This window comes from Halomonas sp. SCS19 (assembly GCF_040147015.1).
Classification (GTDB): Bacteria; Pseudomonadota; Gammaproteobacteria; order Pseudomonadales; family Halomonadaceae; genus Halomonas; species Halomonas litopenaei.
This window is the reverse complement of record NZ_JAMSHN010000001.1, coordinates 4,383,420-4,404,931: the sequence shown is the minus strand read 5'-3', so window position 1 is coordinate 4,404,931 and position 21,512 is coordinate 4,383,420. Positions and strand designations below refer to the sequence as shown.

At 64.0% G+C, this 21,512-nt stretch carries 16 protein-coding genes; 6 read left to right on the top strand and 10 right to left on the bottom strand.

Translation table 11 applies throughout. The features are described from left to right. Positions 1–184: 184 nt before the first annotated feature. A complete protein-coding gene (locus NFH97_RS19110) occupies positions 185–2,479 on the top strand; it encodes a sensor domain-containing diguanylate cyclase (RefSeq protein ID WP_162816497.1) in 2,295 nt (764 codons plus the stop codon). A 168-nt stretch (positions 2,480–2,647) separates the two neighbouring features. On the opposite strand, the gene NFH97_RS19105 is transcribed toward NFH97_RS19110, so the two are convergent. Both NFH97_RS19105 and NFH97_RS19100 read right to left on the bottom strand, forming a co-directional pair. Continuing rightward, a complete protein-coding gene (locus tag NFH97_RS19105) occupies positions 2,648–3,343 on the bottom strand; it encodes a pseudouridine synthase (protein WP_349625385.1) in 696 nt (231 codons plus the stop codon). Then, entirely contained in the window at positions 3,343–4,158 is an 816-nt protein-coding gene (locus NFH97_RS19100) for an amidohydrolase (protein WP_108133382.1), read from the bottom strand. The genes NFH97_RS19105 and NFH97_RS19100 overlap by 1 nt, the downstream gene beginning before the upstream one ends. Before the next feature lie 191 nt (positions 4,159–4,349). On the opposite strand from NFH97_RS19100, the gene rarD reads away from it, so the two are divergent. Next, a complete protein-coding gene (rarD, locus tag NFH97_RS19095) occupies positions 4,350–5,249 on the top strand; it encodes an EamA family transporter RarD (RefSeq protein WP_045993729.1) in 900 nt (299 codons plus the stop codon). Here the strand turns inward: rarD and NFH97_RS19090 are convergent. After that, positions 5,225–7,654: an EAL domain-containing protein gene (locus NFH97_RS19090; RefSeq protein ID WP_348828103.1), complete on the bottom strand. Its 2,430-nt coding sequence runs from the start codon at positions 7,652–7,654 to the stop codon at positions 5,225–5,227. The genes rarD and NFH97_RS19090 overlap by 25 nt on opposite strands. A 285-nt stretch (positions 7,655–7,939) precedes the next feature. Between NFH97_RS19090 and NFH97_RS19085 the strand changes: the two genes are divergently transcribed. The 4 genes from NFH97_RS19085 to NFH97_RS19070 all read left to right on the top strand — a co-directional run bounded on the left by NFH97_RS19085 (position 7,940) and on the right by NFH97_RS19070 (position 12,333). Further along, positions 7,940–9,097, top strand: coding sequence for an NAD(P)/FAD-dependent oxidoreductase (locus tag NFH97_RS19085; protein ID WP_349625384.1), 1,158 nt, complete (start codon positions 7,940–7,942; stop codon positions 9,095–9,097). 99 nt (positions 9,098–9,196) lie between these two features. Beyond that, positions 9,197–10,909 (top strand): SulP family inorganic anion transporter, encoded by a 1,713-nt coding sequence (locus tag NFH97_RS19080; RefSeq protein ID WP_348828105.1) that lies wholly within the window; start codon positions 9,197–9,199, stop codon positions 10,907–10,909. Positions 10,910–11,146: 237 nt separating this feature from the next. Next, a complete protein-coding gene (csiR, locus tag NFH97_RS19075; protein WP_108449393.1) occupies positions 11,147–11,833 on the top strand; it encodes a DNA-binding transcriptional regulator CsiR in 687 nt (228 codons plus the stop codon). A gap of 287 nt (positions 11,834–12,120) precedes the next feature. After that, positions 12,121–12,333: a YlcI/YnfO family protein gene (locus tag NFH97_RS19070; RefSeq protein ID WP_349625383.1), complete on the top strand. Its 213-nt coding sequence runs from the start codon at positions 12,121–12,123 to the stop codon at positions 12,331–12,333. Positions 12,334–12,489: 156 nt separating this feature from the next. Here the strand turns inward: NFH97_RS19070 and NFH97_RS19065 are convergent, their stop codons facing one another. The 7 genes from NFH97_RS19065 to NFH97_RS19035 form a co-directional block, all read right to left on the bottom strand. Beyond that, positions 12,490–14,394: a protein kinase domain-containing protein gene (locus NFH97_RS19065; RefSeq protein ID WP_349625382.1), complete on the bottom strand. Its 1,905-nt coding sequence runs from the start codon at positions 14,392–14,394 to the stop codon at positions 12,490–12,492. 64 nt (positions 14,395–14,458) lie between these two features. Next, positions 14,459–16,129: a dihydrolipoyllysine-residue acetyltransferase gene (locus NFH97_RS19060; protein WP_349625381.1), complete on the bottom strand. Its 1,671-nt coding sequence runs from the start codon at positions 16,127–16,129 to the stop codon at positions 14,459–14,461. A 21-nt stretch (positions 16,130–16,150) separates the two neighbouring features. Beyond that, positions 16,151–17,128, bottom strand: coding sequence for an alpha-ketoacid dehydrogenase subunit beta (locus NFH97_RS19055; RefSeq protein ID WP_045993737.1), 978 nt, complete (start codon positions 17,126–17,128; stop codon positions 16,151–16,153). A 1-nt stretch (position 17,129) separates the two neighbouring features. Beyond that, on the bottom strand, positions 17,130–18,338 hold the full coding sequence (locus NFH97_RS19050) for a thiamine pyrophosphate-dependent dehydrogenase E1 component subunit alpha (protein ID WP_349622643.1): 1,209 nt from the start codon (positions 18,336–18,338) through the stop codon (positions 17,130–17,132). Positions 18,339–18,680: 342 nt separating this feature from the next. Next, positions 18,681–19,415 (bottom strand): ABC transporter permease, encoded by a 735-nt coding sequence (locus NFH97_RS19045; RefSeq protein ID WP_045993739.1) that lies wholly within the window; start codon positions 19,413–19,415, stop codon positions 18,681–18,683. Further along, on the bottom strand, positions 19,408–20,352 hold the full coding sequence (locus NFH97_RS19040; RefSeq protein WP_045993740.1) for an ABC transporter ATP-binding protein: 945 nt from the start codon (positions 20,350–20,352) through the stop codon (positions 19,408–19,410). Before NFH97_RS19040 ends, NFH97_RS19045 begins: the two co-directional genes overlap by 8 nt. Then, complete coding sequence (locus tag NFH97_RS19035; RefSeq protein WP_349625516.1) at positions 20,349–21,503, bottom strand: ABC transporter permease; 1,155 nt, start codon at positions 21,501–21,503, stop codon at positions 20,349–20,351. Before NFH97_RS19035 ends, NFH97_RS19040 begins: the two co-directional genes overlap by 4 nt. Positions 21,504–21,512: the final 9 nt, after the last annotated feature.

The window sequence follows — 21,512 nt, the reverse complement described above, 5'->3', positions numbered from 1 at the left end:
CCGACAGGGGGGCGGTAGAAGGCATGGCATCTGAGCGCGGTTGCAGCCAAATGCGCTCCATGGCGGTTCATGTCGGGACTGGGGCCGTCCAGGCCTCAAACGTTTATTCTTTCGACTATGCCGTCGAATGTTGTTATTGCCACCTCGTTCTATACTGGCCGGGTTACCGTCCATAGGTCTCGCCATGTTCCGCTGCATCACGCTTCTTGTACTCGCCCTGCTCTGGCTGCCCGGCAGTCAGGTACTGGCTGGCGAGCTCGCGTTGAATGATGACTGGCAATATCGTTGGGGGGACTCGCCCCGCACTCCTGACGGAGAGCTTGAGTGGCTCACCGCCGCTGAAGGGGAATGGAAGTCCCTGGAGGGCATCGGCAATCCCCCGGGTCGTGACGGTCGCGACAGCCTCTGGCTGCGTCGGGAGTTGCCCGCCGGTGACTGGCTTCAGCCGGCGCTGTTCGTCTCAAGCCTCAACCTGGTCGCCGAAGCCTACGTCGATGGGCAACACGTCTATCGCCACGGTCAGCTCGAAGGACCGGACGCCGGGGCCTTCGCCGGCTGGACCTGGCACGCCATCGAGCTGCCCTCGCCCACCCAGGGCAAGACCCTGTACCTGCGCCTGAAGTCGTCCTACAAGGACATCGGGCTTTGGGGCAAGGTCGTGATCATGGAACAGTCACGGATACTGCCCTCGATTCTCGAGGCCACCAAGGGCGAACTAGTGATCGCGCTTGCCTGCCTGATCGTCGCAGCCCTGGCGCTCGTGTTGATCCTGACCCAGCCCGAACGCTGGCGGCTGGGTAGCCTCGGGCTCTTCTCGCTGGCGGTCGGACTCATGGTGCTGGCCGAGAGCGACGCCAGCCAACTGATCGTGTTCGCGCCCCTGGCATGGGACTATGTGGCCGCCATCGCCTATTTTTCGTTGCCGGTGGCCATGGCGCTGATCCTCGAGCACTGGTTTCCGCAGATCCCGCGACAGGGCATGCGACGTCTGTGGCTAGGCTTGCTGGCCTACGCCATCATCGCCCCGGCGCTGGCGATGCTGGACGTGGTATCGCTTCCTCCGACCTTTCCCTTGTTCGACCTGATACTGCTCGGGGCGCTGGCCTATATGGCACGCTGGCTGTTTCGCTATCGACGAGAGTTCGACAGCGACCAACGCCTGATCGTCGCGAGCTACGCCATCTTTGCTGCCATCGCCATCACCGACATGCTGGTGGCCCACGGCCTGGTGGGCTGGATCAGTGTACCGGTGCATCTTGGTGCCCTGGCCTTCATCGTCGCCATGATCGTCATCTCCACGCGCCACTATGCTCGCTCCCAACGCCAGTTGCAGCGACTCAACGATCACCTCGAGCAAGAGGTGGCCGAGCGTACCCGGCAACTGGAAAGCCTCGCAGAACAGGAGAGACAACGTGCCCTGGTGCTGGCCACCGAACACCACAAGACCCAGCGACTGGCCAGCCTGATCGACACGCTGCAGGCATGCACCAGCCTCGAGGAAGCGCTATGCCTGACCCAGCGGGCCATGCCGGAGATACTGGAACCGATGCAGGGCGCCTTCTACCGGCCTCAGGATCAGCCGGACAACATGACGCTGGAACTGTTCTGGCCCACCACCTATCGCCCCCCGGCTTGGCTGGACACCACCGCGATTCCGCCGCTTCGAACGCGCACGGAAGAAAGCCTGCCCGCCCTGGACGACCTGCTCACGATCTCCACCAGGAGGCCGCCCTCGGACCCTTCGGCACCTTCCCCTGCCGACAACCTGCCTCACTGGATCTTTCCGTTGGACTTGACCGGCCCGGATCGCCAGCACCGCCGACTGGGCGTGATCTGCGTCGTGCCCGACGGGCCACTGGTCAAGCGCCCGCAGTACTGGGATCGCACCCGCAGCTTCATCGAACTCGGCGTCAGCCGCCTGGCCCTGGTATTGTCGAGCATCGCCCTGCAGGAAGAACTATCGGCGCTATCCTATCGCGATGATCTGACCGGACTGCACAATCGTCGCTACTTCGATGAGCTTTTTGCCCACGAGACGGCTATTTCGTTGCGCAAGAAGAGCCCCTTGGCGGTGGTCATCCTGGACATCGACCACTTCAAGAAATTCAATGACCGCTATGGTCATGCGGCGGGTGACACGGTGCTTGAAGGGGTTGGCAGAATGCTGGCCAACAGCTTTCGTGACATCGACGTGGTCTGTCGCTTTGGTGGAGAGGAGTTCGTCGTGCTGCTGCCCGGCGCCGAGGCCGACGACGCTCACCATCGCATGCAGCGCATGTGCCACGCCCTGGCCAGCGCGAGCTTCCGCCACGAGGGCCAGAGCCTGGGTACGGTATCGGTATCCTGCGGCATCGCCAGCTTCCCGGCCACCAGCGACGATCCGAGCTGCCTGCTGGCGATGGCAGACAGCGCCCTATATCGGGCCAAGCACGCAGGGCGGGCTCGCATCGCACTCGCCACGCCTCACGAGAACGACTAGCCGGCCGGGGAAGCCGCCTGGAGGGGCCTGAAGCGCTCTCGCTACAGCGCCCGGCCCCGCGCTATCCAATCAGCACCCGGCCCCGCGCAGTCAATCCAGCGCCCGCTGCTGCGATCCAAACCAGCGCTGTCACACCAGCGCCCGCTGCTGCAATCCAAACCAGCGCTGTTAAAACAGCTCGCGTTCCTCGGCTGTCAATTCGCGCCATTGGCCGGGTTCGAGTGACGCATCCAGTGTCAAGGGTCCGATCGTGTGGCGATGCAGCGTTTCGACATGGTTGCCGATGGCGGCGAACATGCGACGGACCTGATGATAACGCCCTTCGACGATGGCGAGTTCGACCTCCCTCGGCCCGTGACAGGTCAGGGTAGCGGGACGCGTCGGGGTCTCCTCGCCCTCCAGCATGATGCCCTCGGCAAAACGTGCGACGGCCTCGTCAGGGTCGTCCAGGTCCCGTGCCAGCAGGGCCTGGTATACCTTGGCGCTGCGATGGCGAGGCGAGGTGATGCGGTGGGACCACTGGCCATCGTCGCTCAACAACAGCAAGCCAGTGGTGTCGACGTCCAGCCGCCCTACCGGCTGCAGACGCTCGGCCTTGGGCAGATCGATCAGGTCAACCGCCCGCGGGTAGAGTCCCCGTCTGGCCGTGCACTCCACCCCGACGGGCTTGTGCAGCATGATGTAACGAAGTCCAACCAGCTCAAGAAGTCGTCCCTCCCAGCGCACCTCGTCATCACTCGCCACATGTCGCGCAGCCTTCTTTTCAAGCTCGCCGTTGACCGTTACCTCCCCGCGCACCAGGGCCCGCTTGGCCAGGCTACGCGTCAGGTCGGTGGTCTCGCTGAGAAAGCGGTCCAGACGCATCAGTTGGCCTCGTCATCGGCGAGTTGAAAGGCATCGGCATCCTGCCATGCCGGGAACTTCTCCCGGAATGCCGCCAATTCGTCGCGGTCGAGCACTCCGGTCTTGACAAAGGGCTCATCACGCGCCTCGTCGATCAGCGCCTCACCCTTGGCATCGATCAACATGGAGTCACCCGAGTAGGCGAGGCCCTTGGCGTCCTCACCGACGCGGTTGACACCGATCACCGGGGCCAGGTTCTCGATGGCACGCGCCTGCAGCAGTGTGCGCCAGGGATGGCGCCTCGGCGCCGGCCAGTTGGCAACACATAGAAGGGCGTCATATTCGAAGTGGGTCGATGGGTTCTGGCGTTGACGCAGCCATACCGGAAAGCGCAGGTCGTAGCAGACGCTCAGCAGGATGCGGAAGCCATTGAGCTCGACGATCACCCGCTCACGACCCATGTCGTAGCGTTCATGCTCGCCTGCCATGCGGAAGAGATGGCGCTTGTCATACCAGCTGATGTCGCCGTCCGGTCGCGCCCAGACCAGGCGGTTGAAGTACTCGCCCTGCTCCTCGATGGCAACGCTGCCGGTGACCACGCAGCCTCGTTGGCGAGCCTGATCCACAAGCCATGCCACCACGCTGCTGTCCGCCATGGGCTGGGCCATCTCGCGTGAGTTCATGGTGAACCCGGTGGCGAACATTTCCGGCAGCACGATCAGGTCGGTATCGTTGGCGCCCAGGTCCGCCAGGCTGTCCTCCAGCATCCGGCAGTTGGACTCGGGATCTTCCCAGTGAAGGTTGCACTGGACAAGCGTCGTACGCAGCTGTGTCATGGTAGTCTCATCAATTGACGTCGTCCCCCTAGCCTAAACGACACAGCGCCTTGTCGCAGCAGGTGGCAACGGTCGAATGCCCCAGGCCCCGGAAAACCCCACCGTCATCCGGCCTGACGCGACGCGGCGATCAGCTCAACCTTCGCTATCAACATCAACATCGGCACCAACTCTGAACGGGAATTCGCGGCATGAAAGGACTCTCCACACCCTCGGCCCAGGGCGTCGCCTTTGCGCTGCTGGCTTATGGCACCTGGGGTGGATTCCCCCTTTTCTTCGCATTGTTCGACGGCGTAGGTGCACTCGAAATACTCGCCCATCGTGTCATCTGGTCGTGCCTGTTTCTGGCACTGGTCATCAGTCTGCTCAAGCGCTGGTCGGTCATCGCCAATATTCGCCAGGCACCTCGACAACTGCTGCCGGCGCTCGCCTGCGCTCTGCTCATCGGTGCCAACTGGGGCCTTTATATCTACTCGGTAGAGACTCACCGGGTGCTGCAGGCGAGCCTGGGCTATTTCATGACACCGCTGGTCAACGTGGCGCTGGGCGTGGTGGTGCTCAAGGAACGCGTCGCGCCGACGCAGCGCCTGGCCATTGGCCTTGCCCTCGGTGCCATCGTGCTGCAGCTATTCCAGTTGGGCACCTTGCCCTGGCTGAGCCTGTGCCTGGCGGTGTCTTTCGGCACTTACGGACTGCTGCGCAAGCAGCTTGCGCTGGACGGGCTGTCGGGCCTGTTCATCGAAACGCTGCTGCTCCTTCCACTGGCGCTGCTGCTGATACAACAGCTGCCGGTCAGCCACTTCGATGGGGCGCTATTCTTCACCGCCCCCTACAGCGCCGCGCTGCTGATGGCCTCCGGGGTGCTGACGGCCCTGCCGCTGCTGGCCTTTGCCGGCGCTGCGCGCCGGCTGACCCTCGGTACTCTGGGATTTCTGATGTACATCAATCCGACGCTGCAGTTTCTGATTGCGTTGTGGGTGTTCAACGAGCCCCTGGCGGTCGAGCAGCTTACTACCTTCGTGCTGATCTGGATCGCGCTGGCGCTCTACTCCTGGTCGAGCCTGCGTCAGCAGCGCCGAGTGCCCACCTGACGCAGTACCGTCGTCGGCATCGGGCCCGCTGGCTTCTCGCCATAGACCGCGACCAGATCCTCCAGCTCCATCGGTGGCGCGAAGAAGTAGCCCTGCCCTTCCTGGACCCCCAAGGTGATCAGCCAACTTGCGTCCTCGACGGTCTCGACGCCTTCCGCCACCACCGTCAGTTCCATGCGATGGCAGAGTCCCACCAGCGCCGCATAAGCCTGACGCGCCTGATCGAAACGCCGCGCGGCGTGAAGTAATGAATAATCCAGCTTGATCGCCGCCAGGGGCAGGCGCTGAAGCAGGTTGAAGGCGGTGTAGCCGCTACCGAAGTCGTCCAAGGCGACGCCAATACCGCGTTCGTGGAGCCGCCTCATCTGTCGCTGAACCCGCTCGACGTCATCGACATGCTCGTGCTCCACCAGTTCGAGTGCCAGGCAGCGTGGAGGCAGCCGACGTCGCGCCAGTTCAGTCACCATGAAATCGGGGAAGTCATCGGCCACGAGCGTCGAAAGGTGGACATTGACCGAGACGGTACCGAGCCAGGCCGCGCCTCGCAGTTCCATCAGCCAGTCGAGGGTGCGGCCGATCACCCAACGGTCGAAACGCTCCGCCAGGCCGAGCATCAGAACGACCGGAAGAAACTCCGGCGGCGGAATATTGCCCGCGTCGGGATGACACCAACGGATCAACACCTCGGCGCCGACCAGGGTTCTGCTCGAGGGCGCCATCTTGGGTTGGGCCACCAGACGCCATTGATTGCCGGGATTCTCGATCAGCAGACTGACCTGCCGGCACAGCCAACGCAGCTGAGTCTCGTGATAGGGACCCGCCGCGGTCACCCTGAGCACCGGACGTACCCAACCTTCGCTTTCCAGCCGCTGCACCCCCTCTTCCAGCGAAGCCAGACAGTTGCTCAGGTCCGTGGAGTGTCCGGGCACCACCACCACACTGGCATGCCAGCGCAGGACCCGTGCGCTGTCGCGTTGCTGAAACTGCCCCACCAGGGCCAGGTAGCTATCGAGCTGGGATTCCACATCGGGGCCGTGGGCCTGGGCAGGGACCATGCCGATCAGCTGCTCTTCGCCCCCCAGATACAGCCGCCAGCCCTTGGGGAGGTGCGCCTTGAAGACATCGATACTGATCCGTAGAAGACCCTCCAGACTGCCGCTGCCAAAGCGCCTGCGATAGCTCCTGAGTTCGGGTGAGACCAGCACAAACAGCCACTCCACCTCCTCGCATCGACTGCCTCGATAGTCGCTTACCAACGCCAGCCTGGTAGGCAGACCAAAGCGCTGATCGACCATCAACTTGCGACGAAGACGTCGCGACCTGTTGCGCGCCACCAGCAAGGCCCCCACTCCCAGCAGCGAGCCAACCGCCACCACCGACACCCCGTACAACGCCTGACGATACTCCCGCGCGACCTGCTCCAGCCGCCCGCGAACGCCGATCCACTGGAACGGGAGGTTGTCATGGCCCTCGAACAGACGGTACCAGCGGGCATCGATCAGGTGACGCTGGGCCATCACCGAGGAACTGGCCGGTACCAGGTCAAAGGCTGGCGTCAGCGCCAGTTCCACGGCGGCGTGGGCAAGGAAGTCGACATCGAGAATCGCCCCGCCGGCACAGCCTATCGCCATCTGGAATTCGAAATGGCAGAACACCGGATAGCCCTGGGCGGCCAGCGCTTCCAGTCGATGGGCGGTACTTCCCGCCCCTTCGGACCAACCGGAGTCCTGCCCCCCTTGCATGTACAGTCGAGTACCCGGCGGGCTTCGGGACAATCGCTCGATCACCTCTTCCGGGGTCCAGCCAGTGACCACATCGACCAGGGTCACATCGGCGACACTGCCGATCACCTCCACCATGTCATCGACGACATTGAAGGCGTGTTCGGAGTCTTCGGCCAGCAGCATCAAAGGCACCGGTGAGCCAAAGGTTTCCACCAGCATATTGAGCGACTGCGCCATGACCGGGTAGGACTTGAGCAGTTTCACTCCAAGCGCCTGGGCCTGCTCCCTGAAGCGGTCATCATTGAGTCCCAGTGCCACCACCTTGCGCGGCCAGGGGAGCTCGTCACGATACTCCAGATAGAAGGCCATGGCGGGGTCATCGGCAATGATCAGACTGCCGCTTTCATTCAAGGTGCTGGCGGTCAATCGCTGGAGCAGGGCCTCATGGGCCAGCGGCCGCGCCAGTCGCAGCGCATCGACATACTCCACCAGCAGTTGTCGGTCTGCGCTGGCTTCGTGACGAAAACGCGCCTCGACACTGCTGACCACATCGTCATTCCACCGGTACCCCTGGTGGTAAGAGGTCAACAGTGTCAGTGAAGCACCCTGCGACTCGTCCAGTTCATCACCCGATAGCATCGCAGAAGCGACCATGGCCACCAGGCCAAGGGTGGTCGGCACAAGTCTCCTGAGTCTCACCAGTAGCAGTGACCTCAACCACGGGAGAGGGCACGGCCCGAGCAGGATGTGCATGAGTAAGGCTCCCACGGGAGCGTCTGCTGGCGACGTTCGATCAAGTGCTGTCTCGCCCCGTAGATGAAGCCTAGAAGCCACCGATGCTCCGCTCGCGCTCCCTTTGGAGGTAGCGATGGACTGAAGATGGGGTTAGGTCCAGCGCGCACCGTCTTTGACCTCGCGCATGTCAGCCGGGATGATCGCTACTCGCTTTCAGGATGACGGCCGCCCATGTCCTCGACCACCGCGCGATCCCGCCCCACCGCTATCGGCAGCAAGCCACGGCTGCTGCTGATCGGGGCAGGCCACGCCCATCTGCATCTGCTGCACCAGAGCTCCTTGCTGTCGCGCTTCGATGTCACCCTGGTCGACCCCGGCGCCTTCTGGTACTCGGGCCTGGCCAGCGGCGTGCTGGCCGGCGACCATTCCCCTGCGACCGACAGGATCGATCCAGCGGCGATCTGTCATGGGCGAGGGGTTGCGCTGGTCAGGGCGCGTCTTTGTGGGCTGAACACCGACATGCGCCAGGCGCTGCTGTCCAACGGGACCTCTCTGGCGTTTGATCGACTGGGGCTGAATCTGGGCTCTGCTCCTGCGTTGCGTTCGAGCGATGATGAAGCCAGCGGCGATAGCGCAGCCTCGCTACCAGGCGACAAGCAGACACACTGGCAGATCAAGCCCATCCCCCACCTGGTGCGGCTGCGTCGCAGCCTCGAGCGTCGGTTTCAGTGCCGACAGTCGGTGAGTGTCGAGATTCTCGGTGCCGGCGCCAGCGGGGTCGAGATCGCCTGCGCCATCGAAGCACTCGGCCGCCGCCACCAGCTCGCCGCTGGTGCTCTGACCATTCGCCTGCGACATCGCGGCTCTGGCCCCTTGCCAGAAGCGCCCGCGCGAGCCCGACGCTACCTGTTGGCAGCCCTGGAGCGTCGCGGAATCCTTGTCGTCGACAGCCTCCATGACCGACATCTGCCGGCGTCCGACATCATCGACGCCACTGGGCTGGGTCCTCCGCGAGGACTCGAGAGGTTCGGCCTGCCGACGATCGATGGTCGCGGCATAGCCATCGACCCGTCGCTTAAGGTCCAGGGGACCGACGGCGTCTTTGCCAGCGGAGACTGTGCTGCACTGATCGACCATCCCTTGCCACGGCTGGGCGTCCACGGGGTTCGTCAGGGCCCCGTACTGGCTCGCAACCTGATCGCATCGCTGGACCCGCAGGCGTCACTGACCTCTTACCGCCCGCCTGCGCGGGCCTTGTCCATCGTCAATCTCGGCCACGGCGAAGCTTTAGCGCTCTACGGAAACGCCTGGTGGGGCGGACGACTGGCCAGCCGTCTGAAACGTCATCTGGACCTGAATTTCATGCAGCGTACCAGGCGTCTGCGCTGACAAGACTCTACTCGCTCACCGCTTTCGGCTAGGCTAGAGGTTTCTCGGCAAGCGCCTGCGCCAGGCCCCCAATACCCTGACTAGGACGTCGGCATTTCCATGATCAAGCGTTACCTTCCGATTCTTGCCTGGTTGCCACACTATACGCCGCGTCTGCTGGGGGGCGATCTGCTGGCGGGTATCATCGTCACCGTCATGGTGATCCCCCAGTCGCTGGCCTACGCCATTCTGGCGGGTCTGCCTGCCGTGGTCGGACTCTATGCCAGTCTGCTACCGGCGGTGGTCTACGCCATGCTGGGCACCAGCCGGTCGCTGGCGGTTGGCCCGGTGGCGATCATCGCTCTGATGACTGGCGCCGCTCTGACCAAGGTGGCCACTCCCGGTAGCGCCGCGTACGTCGAGGCGGCGCTGGTGCTGGCACTGCTGTCGGGACTGATGCTGACCGCCATGGGCATGCTGCGCCTGGGCTTTTTCGCCAACTTTCTCAGCCACCCGGTCATCGGTGGCTTTCTCTCGGCCTCGGGACTGCTGATCGCCATCAGTCAGCTATCTCACCTGCTGGGCATCGAGGCCGGTGGCTATACCGCCCTGGCACTGATCTACAGCCAGCTATCCCACCTCGACCAGACCAACCTGACGACCCTGGCGATGGGCGCCTCGACCCTGCTTTTCCTGTGGGCGACCCGCCGCTATGGGCAACACGCTCTGACGGCACTGGGCCTGCCCAGAGGGCCTGCCAGCATGCTGGTACGCGCAGGTCCCGTGGCAGCGGTGGTCGTCACCACGCTGATCAGCTGGCGATGGGATCTTGCCTCCAGGGGGGTTGCGACCGTGGGGCAGATCCCCGCCGGCCTGCCAGCCTTCGGTCTGCCGACATTCGAGCTGGGCCTGTGGCACGCGCTGCTGGTGCCGGCGCTATTGATCAGTGTGGTGGGCTTTGTCGAGTCCATCTCGATGGCCCAGATGCTGGCCGCAAAGCGCCGCGAGCGCGTCTCCCCCAATCAGGAGTTGATCGGACTCGGCGGCGCCAACCTGGCCGCTGCTGTCACCGCCGGCATGCCGGTCACCGGCGGACTGTCGCGCACCGTGATCAATCAGCAGTCTGGTGCACGCACCCCCATGGCCGGTCTGTTTGCCGCCATCGGTATCGGTGTGGTGACGCTGGCGCTCACCCCCCTGCTGGAACATCTTCCGATCGCCACCCTCGCCGCCACCATCACCGTGGCCATACTGACGCTGGTGGATATCCCGCTGATTCGCCAGACCTGGCGCTACTCCCGCAGCGACTTCTCGGCCCTGGCGGTGACCATGCTGCTGACGCTGGTGGAGGGCGTCGAAGCCGGCATCATCGCCGGGGTAGGTCTCTCGATTGCGCTTTTCCTGTACCGTACCAGTCGCCCCCACAGCGCCATCGTCGGTCGCATCCCTGGCAGTGAGCACTTCCGCTCGATCACCCGGCATCAGGTCGAGACCGTCAGCCATCTCGCCCTGTTCCGGGTCGACGAAAGCCTCTATTTCGCCAACGCCCGCTATCTCGAAGACACCCTCTATACACTGGTGGCCCAGCGCCCCGAGCTGAGCGACGTGGTACTTATCTGCTCTGCAGTGAATCTGATCGACGCCTCGGCGCTGGAAAGCCTGGACGCGATCAACGCCCGTCTGAAGGACTCTCGCGTCACCCTACACCTGGCCGAGGTCAAGGGGCCGGTGATGGACCGGCTGAAGCATTCCGACTTTCTCGATGAATTGACCGGCCGCGTGTTCCTGAGTACCTATGCCGCCTGGACGGAGCTTCGACGCACCCGGGACTGATCCACCCGACTCGCCTCGCCGGACGATGCCCGGTAGCTGCCCGACAACCACCAGGCGAGGCCGGAGCCGCGTCGCTCTTGCGGGTCGAAGGGCCCGCCTCGTGCCATCGTTGCCGCAGATAGGAAAGCCACACCTGCTGCCATCGACACATCTGGGTGCCGACCGATGCCTTAGGAGAATATCGACATTGTCGGCATTGCGGTAAGATGGCCCGGTGATACATGGACGGGCCACGAGATGGAAGACTCACCCAAGCAGAACCTCGCCATCAGCGCTTACCGCTGGCTCAAGCAGGACATCATTCGTGGCGTCTTCGCCCCGGGCGAAAAGCTGTTGATGGCAAGGCTGAAAGAACGCTACGACCTGGGCGTGGGGCCGCTGCGCGAAGCCCTGTCCCAGCTGGTTGCCGACCGTCTGGTGGTTGCCATCAGTCAACGCGGTTATCGGGTGGCCCCCATGTCGCTGGCGGAGCTCGAGGATCTGTACGATGCCCGCGCCCAGCTCGAGGGGCTGATGCTGGAGTTGGCCATCCAACGCGGTGACGATCGCTGGGAAGCCGATATCATCGCTACCGCGCACACCCTGGCCAAGGTCGAAAGCGTCAGCTCTTCCGAGGAGCTGCTCGATATCTGGGACAGTCGCCACAAGGCCTACCACAGTGCCATCGTGGCCGGTTGCAACTCGCCTCATCTGATGCAGGTGCGCGACACCCTGTTCGACCAGGTCGAGCGCTACCGTCACCTGTGGCTTCGCGAGACGGTGTTTTCCAGCGAGGCCCTGGCGGTCAAGCGTGACGAACATGCGGCACTGACCGAGGCGGTATTGAGTCGGGACGCCGGCAAGGCCCGGCGCATGATGCGTGACCATCTGATGACGCCGGTACCGATCATCACCGAAGTGATGGCCCGGCGCGGCCTGGATTGAGTCACCATGACGGCGCTTACGCTTGAGCAAGGCAGTTGGCCTGCGCTCACCTGCGCTCAAAGAAGGGCCACACTCCCGCCTCGGCGCGCAGTGAGCTACTCCCCAAGGGAGAGCGACAGCGCCAGACGGATAGCTGCACACTTGGAAGTGCACCGGGCCTGGTCCTGAACCTCGATGGGCGCGGGCACCGTCTAGACAGGGCCCGGGCTTGTCACCGGACTGTCACCCGTAACACCTAGACTTTTCATAAATCTGATAGCCGTACGCGTTGCCACCGGAGGAATACCATGCCCCATCTACTCAGATTCTCGCGGGACCTGGAGGCACGCCTGGATTTCCTGGCCGAAAAGACCGGCCTGTCGAAGGCTGCACTGATCGAACGTCTGGTCAACGAAGGCGCCGAGGTCCTCGAAGCCGAGCTGGCCCACGAGGGCGCCGGCAGCCAGCGTGCGGAGCGCTCCATCGATCAACTTCTGCGCGAAAGCGGGCTAGGCGCCTGACGACTCGCCTGAAAAGTGCCTGCGCTCGGTAATACGGCGTTAAAAATCGGCTGGTGCGCCAGCCCGGTTAAAATGCTCATTTACACCGCGTAAACTGCGCTTTCTCACCGATTTTTGCCTTGTCTAACCTTCGCTCGTCAACTTTTCGGACAAAGGCTAGCGCTGCGCCTGGTGCAGACCTTCTCGCAGCGCTTCTGACTCCCCCCCGGACGGCTGCTCGGACATCGCTCTTGCCAGCGCCGCTCTGGGGTCGCGAGGATAGTAGCGTTCCGGCTGACGCGCCACGTGGGGAAAGAACCGCGTGTCCTTGTAGGGCATCTTCATGAAGCCGGAGATACCCAGTCCCTCGATCAGCTTCACCGCATCGACGATGTCCTCGAGACAGTCATGGAATTCCTGCTCCCTTGAAGGGTCGAGCAGCCGATAGTGGTGGTGAATCTTGAGATGCGACGGCAGCACCTCGAAGATGATCATGCCGGTGTGGTGGATATCATTGAGCGCCTGCAGCGAGGTGATGATCGCCTCCGGCAGGACCAGCAACTCCTCAGGGTCGGGTCCGTCCTCGAAATAGCTGTGCAGACGAGAACGATCCTCCAGTTCCGGTACCGCGCTGACCTCATAGGACAGTTTCAGCGACGGATCGACCACGAAGGGGTGATCCGGACTGGTCCGTTCCAGGTGCAGGGTATCGCGGGCATTGAACAGGCAGCTCTTGAAGATGCCCCGCCGATGGATCGCCCGCGCCAGGGTCACCATGTTGTTGACCGCCGCCACGAAGGCTCGCTTGAGCCCTGCGTCGTGCAGATTCAATGACGAGTCGATATAGACGCCATCGGCCTCCCAGCGCACCGCCAGTCCTCCGACCACCGGGTACTTGCCCAGCCGGCTGACGGCGGCCAGAAAGGCTTTTTCGGTCTCCCCCATGCCCTGCATGAAGTTGCGATAGTAGCGATCGAGCTGAACATCGTTGACGTCATTGAGCGTCTCCTCCACGCCCTCTTCCCTCAGAAATGCCTTGCGCGAGCTGTACACCACGGTATCGATCTCGCGACTCAGCGCGCGGCTCCACACCGGCACCTGTGCCACTTCCTGGGGCCGCGGCAGATCGAGCATCACCAACCGTCCCAGGCGCGGCATTTCGGTAATGAAGTGGTCGCCGGCCCTCAACCGCACCTCGGGGTCGGGATCGAGCATCCCGTCCAGGGTCCTGGCAAACTCCATCGGCAGACCCAGCGAGGTGGCGGGGATGGCGCGATGTCCAAAACGGCAGGACTGCGCCGAGGCCAGGGCGTAGAGGGTCCCGGCGACACCCTGCTCGTCGAAGCGCGGTGATGACAGCGCGCCCCCAAGCTGGTCCTCGCCGATGAAATAGACGTCCCCGAGCCTGGCATTGGTCTGCTGCAGATTGTCGGACATCAGCTCCATCACGTTGGCGGTGACGAACTGCAGCCGTGCGTCGAGCTGTGCAAATACCGACGACCCCCAGTCGATCAGCGCCACCGTTTCGTCGCGGGCGTCAAACACCAGATTCGACGGTTTGATGTCGCCATGGACCACCGGCTTTCTCGGGGCGCCGGCGGGGGTGGTTTCACGCCTCAGCTCACGCAGGATATCGGCCAGTTGGGTGGCGATACGCACCACCAGCCGTGGTGACAGCCGACCCTGACGCAGCGATACCTCTTCCAGATTGAGCCCCGGAGCCCGCTCCATCACCAGAATCGCCTGGTGGCGCACCCGTTGATAGGCGACCAGCGCCGGCACACGGGGATGCACCACCTGCTCGAGCATGAAGGCCTCTTCCTCGAGGCGATCCTGCAGGTGCTGCGGCAACGTGACCCGGCTGAACTTGAAGACGTGATGGCGCTGGTCGGGACTGACCCCGGCAAACACGAAACCGTAGGCGCCCTTGCCGACCAGCTCGATGCGCCGATAGCCCAGCTGCTCGAGCTGGGTACGACACAGCGCGACCCACTCCTTGAGCTTGCGCGCGTCGTCCTGGCTGAGCAGGTAGATCGACTGATCTTCCGGGATGTAGAACTGCTGCAACGGGGCCTGGGGCATGGCGGTATCCTCCACCGATACACGATGCCACGGCGGCGCCTCGGGCGCACGCCGTCACAACCGTTCAGGACAGGTGAAGCAGCATGCTTTCAGGGTCCTCGAGATAGCCTTTCCAGGCATTGCAGAAACGCGCGATGGTGCCGCCATCCAGCAAGCGATGATCACCGGCCCAGGTCACCGTCATGATGCCCCGACGCACGACCTGCCCTGCCTCGTCGAAGCGTGGCAGCCACTGGGTCTTGCCGATGGCCACGATCGCCGACTCGGGGATATTGATGATGGGGGCGGCATAGGTCCCGCCGAGGGCACCGATGTTGGAGATACTGATCGTGCCTCCCTTGAGGTCGCTGGCAGCCACCCGCCCCTCGCGCGCGGCCTCGGTCAGGCGCTGCACCTCGGCGGCGATCTCAAGCAGGCTCAGGCGCTCACAGCCCTTGATATTGGGCACCATCAGGCCGGCCTTGCCGTCCACCGCCATGCCCACGTTGCAGTGGGGCGGATAGTGGATTTCGGTGGCCTCGTCATTGAGACGCGCATTGACCAGGGGATGTTCGTCGATCGCCAGCGCCAGCGCCTTGATGAAAAACGGCATCAGGGTGAGCTTGACGTCCCTGGCTTCGGCCTGGGGCTTGAGCCGGCCGCGCAGGGCCAGCAGGTCGGTGACGTCGATCTCTTCACCGTACTGGAAGTGCGGCACGCTGCTGGCCGCCGCCACCATCTGGCGCGCCATGGCCGCCCGGACCCCGCGCAGCGGTTCCACTCGCACCTCTCCCTCGTCGCGGGCTGTTCCATCGGTGCCGGCGGGAGACTCCGCCCCTGCTGAATCGGACCCGGAATCGGCCGCGGAGACGGCACCGCTGTGTCGAGCGCCATCGAGAAAGCTCAGCACGTCTTCCTTCAACACGCGGCCCTGGCGACCGCTGCCGGGAATGTCCTCGAGTCGCAGCTGGTGTTCTCGGATCAGTCTGCGTACCGCCGGGCTCGCCGGGATGCGCCCGTAGGGGCCCTTGCCCCCCTCGGACGCAGCCGTGTGCGCGGGAGAGTCACTCTTCCGGGTCGGGGTCGGGGGCGACGCCTCCTCGACCGCCGGCGCTTCACCAGCGGCGGCACCCGCCACCTGATAGGCAAACAGCGGCGCATGGACCTTGGCCATCTCGCCCTTGGCCACATACAGCTCGGCGACGACCCCATCCTCCGGCGCAGTGATCTCGACCATGGCCTTGTCGGTCATGACATCGACCAGTCGCTGGTCTTCGCTGATCTCGTCACCCTGGGCCACGTGCCATTCGACGATCTCGCACTCGACGATGCCCTCACCGATATCGGGCAGAATAAAGTCTACCCGTCGCCCCGCACCGCCCTTTTCGCTGGAGCTCGACGGCGGTTCTACTGGCTCTGCCGGCTCCTGGACAGGCGCCTCTGCGGCGCTCTCCGCCTGCACCGATGTGTTGTCTTCGCTTTCTGCCTGGGCCTCTCCGCCCTGCCCATCGCCGCCCTGAGGCTCGCCACGATAGGCAAACAAGGGCGCATGGACTCGCGCCATTTCACCCTTCGCCACGTGCAGCCTGGTAACGACGCCGGCTTCCGGGGCGGTGATTTCCACCAGCGCCTTGTCCGTCATCACCTCGACCACAGGCTGGTCTTCGGCGATGGTATCACCCTCGGCAATCTTCCATTCCATCACCTCACACTCGACGATGCCCTCGCCGATGTCAGGCAGCTTGAACTCTGTCATGTCTTGGCTCCCGGCGCCGTCTCAGTAGTGGAGTGAGGTCTTGATGGCCTCGTAGATCTTCAGATGGTCGGGCAGATACTCCTTCTCCAGCGTCAGCGGAAAAGGTGTATCGATGCCGGTCACCCGTTGGATCGGCGACTCCAGGTAAAGAAAGCAGCGCTCCTGAATGGCAGCGGCGATCTCTCCGGCGAAGCCCCCTGTGCGGGGCGCCTCGTGGGTGATGACCAGGCGGCCTGTCTTCAGTACCGACTCGGCGACGGTATCCTCGTCCCAGGGCAGGATGCTGCGCAGATCGATCACTTCGCAGGACACCCCGTCCTTTTCAGCCATCTCCACCGCCCGATCGATCACCTCCATCTGAGCCCCCCAGCCCAGCAGCGTGATATCGGCTCCTTCCTTGGTCACCTCGGCTTCTCCCAGCGGCAGCTGGTAATCCTCTTCCGGGACCTCGCCGGTGGAGGCGCGATAGAGGCGCTTCGGCTCGAAGAACAGCACGGGATCTGGGTCACGAATGGCGGCCAGCAACAGGCCCTTGGCCTCGTAGGGATTGCGCGGCACCACGATCTTGAGACCCGGGGTGTGGGCGAAATAGGCCTCGGGCGACTGGGAGTGATAGAGGCCACCGGAGATACCACCGCCGTAGGGCGCGCGGATGGTCAACCCGCCGACGTTGAACAGATCGCCGGAGCGGTAGCGAAACTTGGCGGTCTCGTTGACGATCTGGTCGAAGGCCGGAAAGATGTAGTCGGCGAACTGGATCTCCGCCACCGGCACCGATCCCTGGGCCGCCAGCCCATTGGCGAAGCCGATGATGCCCTGCTCCACCAATGGCGTGTTGAAGCAGCGCGCCTTGCCGTACTTTTCCTGAAGGTGACTGGTCGCACGGAAGACGCCACCGAAGCCCCCGACGTCCTCACCGAAGCACAGCACCTTGTCGTCTTCGGCCATGGCGATGTCCAGCGCCTGGTTGATGGCCTGCAGCATATTGATGGTCGGCATCTCAGTCCCCTCCCTGGTCGGCATCGCGATGGCCCAACGCCGGGTCCAGCGACCTGGCCCCACGCGGATAGGCCTCCGGGTAGCGACGAACATGCTGCTTGAGAGCATCGAGCTGATGCTGCAGCGCAGGCGTCACGTCGGCATAGACGTCGGTGACCATGGTATCGATCGCCGGAGGTGGGCGCTTTTCGGCCCGTTTCATGGTTTCCAGCACCTCGCGACGCAGTTCGTCCTGCAACGCCTTTTCCTCGTCTTCGCTCCACCAGCCCTGGGCCTCGAGCCACAGCTGCATGCGCCGGATCGGGTCCTTGGCCCGCCAGGCGTCCTCTTCCTTGCGCGAACGATAGCCCGATGGGTCATCGGAAGAGCTGTGGGCCGCCAGACGGTAGGTCATGGCCTCGATCAGTACGGGCTTGTTCTCCTCCACCGCCAGACGTCGTGCCTTTTCGGTGGCCCGGTAGACCGCCAGCACGTCGTTGCCGTCGACGCGGATCACGTGCATGCGATATCCCAGCGCCCTGGGCGCCACGCCATCTGCGGCGAACTGCTCCACCGACGGCGTGGAAATGGCGTAGCCATTGTTGCGACAGAAGAAGATCACCGGCGCTTCGTGTACCGCCGCCATATTGAGCGCCGCGTGGAAATCGCCCTCGGAGGCAGCGCCCTCACCAAAATAGACGATGGTGCAGAGGCCCTCTCCCGCCAGCTTCTGGCCATAGGCATAGCCCGTGGCCTGGGGAATCTGAGTCGCCAGCGGTGATGAAATGGTCATGTAGTGCAGCTTGCGCGACCCATAGTGGATCGGCATCTGCCGGCCCTTGCCGTAGTCCAGTTCATTGCCGAACAACTGGTTCATGAACTCGTCGAAGCTGAAGCCGCGATAGGCCAAGGCGCCCTGCTCTCGGTACTGAGCCATGATCATGTCGGCGTCGTCCAGGGCGGCGGCGCTGCCGATGACCGCCGCTTCCTCGCCGGTGCACTGCATGTAGAAGCTCAGGCGTCCCTGACGCTGCGCCGCCATCATGCGCTCGTCCAGCACCCGGGTGGCCACCATGGCGTGGTAGATTCTCAGCGCCTTGTCGCGCTCGAGATCCGGCCCTTCGGCGCCGTCATGGAGGGTGCCATCCTGGGATAGCACCGCATAGGTGGGAATGCTGTATTCGTCGCCGGACAGAAAGTCCGGGCGGTGGGTCTGTGCGGTCGTCGTCATCGTGCTGTTCCTTTGCCCCTTTTGAGGGCAGTGTTGTCTTTATTCCCGCCCCTTGCCAGGGGATTGCCCGTGGCGGGACCAACGCACTGACTTGACGTTAACGTAAACTGAGACGCCTGCCTAGCCGCGACTTTGGTCGAAAATTCGTCTCGAATTGCCTCGATGGACCGCTTTGCGGCGAGCACCATGGGACGCCCGAACCGGGCCACCGTGACGGGGAGACCGGCTGGTGAGAGACGCAGGCCACCACGAAGCCCCCTCTCTGCACGGGGGGTTCGCGGATACGGAGATCAGGAAAGGGAAAGCGGACCAGGTCTCGGTGTTCGGACCCGGACGACGCCATCAGGCCCGGCGAGCAGGAGCCAGGCGCGCGAACACGCTGTCCACCGTCAGCGCCAGCAGTGCAATCAGCACTGCGCCCTGGACGATGTAGGCGGTGTTGCCATTGACGATACCGGAGATGATCGGGTCCCCAAGGTTGCTTGAACCAACGGTAGCACCCAGGGCGGCGGTGGCGATGTTGATCGTCACCGAGGTGCGAATACCGGCCAGGATCACCGGTGCCGCCAGCGGCAATTCCACCTGGCGCAGGATCTGGCCACTGGTCATGCCCATGCCACGGGCGGCCTCCCGCACCGAGGGATCGATACCCTCGATCCCGGCGAGAGTGTTACGCACGATGGGCAGCAGACCATAGAGCAGCAATGCCACCACGATGGGCAGGGTGCCGAAACCCAGCACCGGCACCGCCAGCGCCAGTACCGCCACCGGAGGAAACGTCTGTCCCAGCGATGCCACCTGGGCGACCAGCGGCAGAAAATCGCGTCCTCCCGGACGGGTGACGGCGATGGCGCCGCCCACCCCGATCAAGGTAGCCAGCACGGCGGCAACGCTGACCACCAGCAGATGGCGTCCCAACAACACCAGAAAGTCCACCCGCGAGAAGATCACGTCACGGCTATCGGGCTCGACCCAGCGAAACAGCGCTTCCAGCTGCCCCATCAACAGACAACCCGCCAGCAGCAACAGCCCCCAGATGACAGGAACCCGCCAGCGGCTGGCCCAGTGCTCAGTCATGGCCCCGGGCTCCCACCAGCCGACGAAAGCTCAGTTCGCCGATCGGAATATCATCGTCATCGACCACTGCCAGGCGCTCGACCCGGCGCCATAGCATCACCGATAGCGCCTCCCTGAGCGAGGCGCCCTGGTCGATCCGCTCGCGCGCCACGCCACCGGTGCCCAGAGGCATCATCCGCTCGCTGACCGGCAGTAGCGCTGCCTCCTTGAGGCCGCGATCCTCGCCCCCCAGCAACGAGGCGACGAAATCGTTGGCGGGGTCTCTCAGCACGCTCAATGGATGCCCCTGCTGCATGATCTGCCCTTCGTGCATCACCACCAGCCGGTCAGCCAGGGTCAGGGCCTCGTCCATGTCGTGGGTCACGAATACGATGGTCTTGCCCAGCCGCGCCTGAAGATCACGCAGCTCCAGTTGCAGGCTCTCGCGGGTGATCGGGTCCAGGGCGCCAAACGGCTCGTCCATCAGGAGGATATCCGGGTCCGCCGCCAGGGCGCGGGCGACCCCGACCCGCTGCGCCTGCCCCCCGGACAACTGGTCGGGGTACTTGCCGGCAAATTCGTCCATCGACAGCCCCAGCAAGGCCATCAGCTCCTCGACCCGTGCGTCGATCCTGGCCTTTGGCCACTTGAGCAGTCGCGGCACTAGGCCGATGTTGCGCGCCACGGTCCAGTGGGGGAACAGACCGGTGCTCTGGATGGCGTAGCCGATCCGACGCCTCAGCGTCTCTTCCCTGAAGCTGCGAATGGGCTGCTGGTCGATATGGATCTCGCCATCGCTGTGTTCGATCAGCCGGTTGATCATCCTCAGGGTGGTGGACTTGCCGCAGCCGGAGGTCCCCACCAGGCAGCAGAACTCCCCGCTCTCCACCTTCAGCGAAATGCTGTCCACCGCAGTGGTCGACCCGAAACGCTTGCTGATATTGATCAATTCGATCATGCGGCCTCTCCTCTCCCCAGTCGCCTCGACAGGTTGCCGAGTACCGCATCGGCGAGTATTGCCATCACCAGAATGGGCAAGGCCCCCAACAGCACCAGATCCATGGCGGCCTGACCCAGCCCTTGAAAGATGAAACGCCCGAGCCCACCGGCGCCGATCAGGGCCGCCACCGCGGTCAGGCCAATGGCCTGCACCGTGGTGATGCGCACCCCTTCCAGCAGTACCGGCACCGCCAGTGGCAGGCGCACCTGAAAGAAGATCTGCAACCGACTCATGCCCATGCCGCGCGCCGCCTCGATCACACCGGGGGAAACGCCCTCCAGGGCAACAAAGGTGTTTCTGACCATCGGCAACAGGCTGTAGGCCACCAGGGCCAGTAGCGCCGGCGCCCAACCGATGCCGCTGATGCCGAGCGAATCGACCCAGGGGTAGCGATTGGCAAGCCAGGCCAGCGGTCCGAGCAACAAGCCGAACAAGGCCAGACTGGGGATCGTCTGCAGGAAATTGAGTACCGCGAAGGCCCCCCGTTGCACTTCGGGATAGCGCCGCATCAGCAGCGCGATGCCGGCGCCGAGGACCAGACTGACGCCGACGGTGGTAGTGACCAGCAGCAGGTGCTCGCCGATGGCCAGCCAGAAGTCATCGGCACGGCCCTGGTACTCCTGCCACAACGCCAGACGATTCAGCCCCAGCGGCAGGCAGACGGCGAGCAGCGCCAGCGGAGTCAGCATCAAGAGCCAGGACACCCCGGTCGACAGCCGCTGTCGAGTCCGCAGGTCCAAAAGCGCCAACATCAGCACAAACAGCGCACACCAGATGCCTGAACCGATCCCGAGCCGCGCTTGGGGCAGCTCAGGATCGATAAGCTGGTGCACCGCCAACACCAGCCACAGCGGCAGGCCTGCCAGCGCCAGCAGCACCAGCCCAAGCGAGCGCCAGCCGGGGTCAGCGCTACGCGCCGACAATGCCGCAAGGCCCATGGGCAGGCTGGCCAGCAGCGCCATGGCGGGCCCGGCCACCTCCCAGGCGTAGAGAGTCTCGCCGGGCACAATACGATTCGGTGCGACGCTGACCACAGGCAAGGCCCACCAGGCACCGAGCCCCACCAGCATCAGAGTCAGCAATACCGTATTGCCGCGCTCACCGTTCACTGCACTCAA

Bases quoted from the DNA above. Each gene is read 5' to 3' on its own strand.
- NFH97_RS19045 (WP_045993739.1), bottom strand. From the start codon at position 19,415: ATGACTGAGCACTGGGCCAGCCGCTGGCGGGTTCCTGTCATCTGGGGG.
- csiR (WP_108449393.1), top strand. From the start codon at position 11,147: ATGGAAGACTCACCCAAGCAGAACCTCGCCATCAGCGCTTACCGCTGG.
- NFH97_RS19055 (WP_045993737.1), bottom strand. From the start codon at position 17,128: ATGCCGACCATCAATATGCTGCAGGCCATCAACCAGGCGCTGGACATC.
- NFH97_RS19040 (WP_045993740.1), bottom strand. From the start codon at position 20,352: ATGATCGAATTGATCAATATCAGCAAGCGTTTCGGGTCGACCACTGCG.
- NFH97_RS19050 (WP_349622643.1), bottom strand. From the start codon at position 18,338: ATGACGACGACCGCACAGACCCACCGCCCGGACTTTCTGTCCGGCGAC.
- NFH97_RS19065 (WP_349625382.1), bottom strand. From the start codon at position 14,394: ATGCCCCAGGCCCCGTTGCAGCAGTTCTACATCCCGGAAGATCAGTCG.
- NFH97_RS19100 (WP_108133382.1), bottom strand. From the start codon at position 4,158: ATGACACAGCTGCGTACGACGCTTGTCCAGTGCAACCTTCACTGGGAA.
- NFH97_RS19085 (WP_349625384.1), top strand. From the start codon at position 7,940: ATGTCCTCGACCACCGCGCGATCCCGCCCCACCGCTATCGGCAGCAAG.
- NFH97_RS19060 (WP_349625381.1), bottom strand. From the start codon at position 16,129: ATGACAGAGTTCAAGCTGCCTGACATCGGCGAGGGCATCGTCGAGTGT.
- NFH97_RS19105 (WP_349625385.1), bottom strand. From the start codon at position 3,343: ATGCGTCTGGACCGCTTTCTCAGCGAGACCACCGACCTGACGCGTAGC.
- NFH97_RS19110 (WP_162816497.1), top strand. From the start codon at position 185: ATGTTCCGCTGCATCACGCTTCTTGTACTCGCCCTGCTCTGGCTGCCC.
- NFH97_RS19070 (WP_349625383.1), top strand. From the start codon at position 12,121: ATGCCCCATCTACTCAGATTCTCGCGGGACCTGGAGGCACGCCTGGAT.
- rarD (WP_045993729.1), top strand. From the start codon at position 4,350: ATGAAAGGACTCTCCACACCCTCGGCCCAGGGCGTCGCCTTTGCGCTG.
- NFH97_RS19080 (WP_348828105.1), top strand. From the start codon at position 9,197: ATGATCAAGCGTTACCTTCCGATTCTTGCCTGGTTGCCACACTATACG.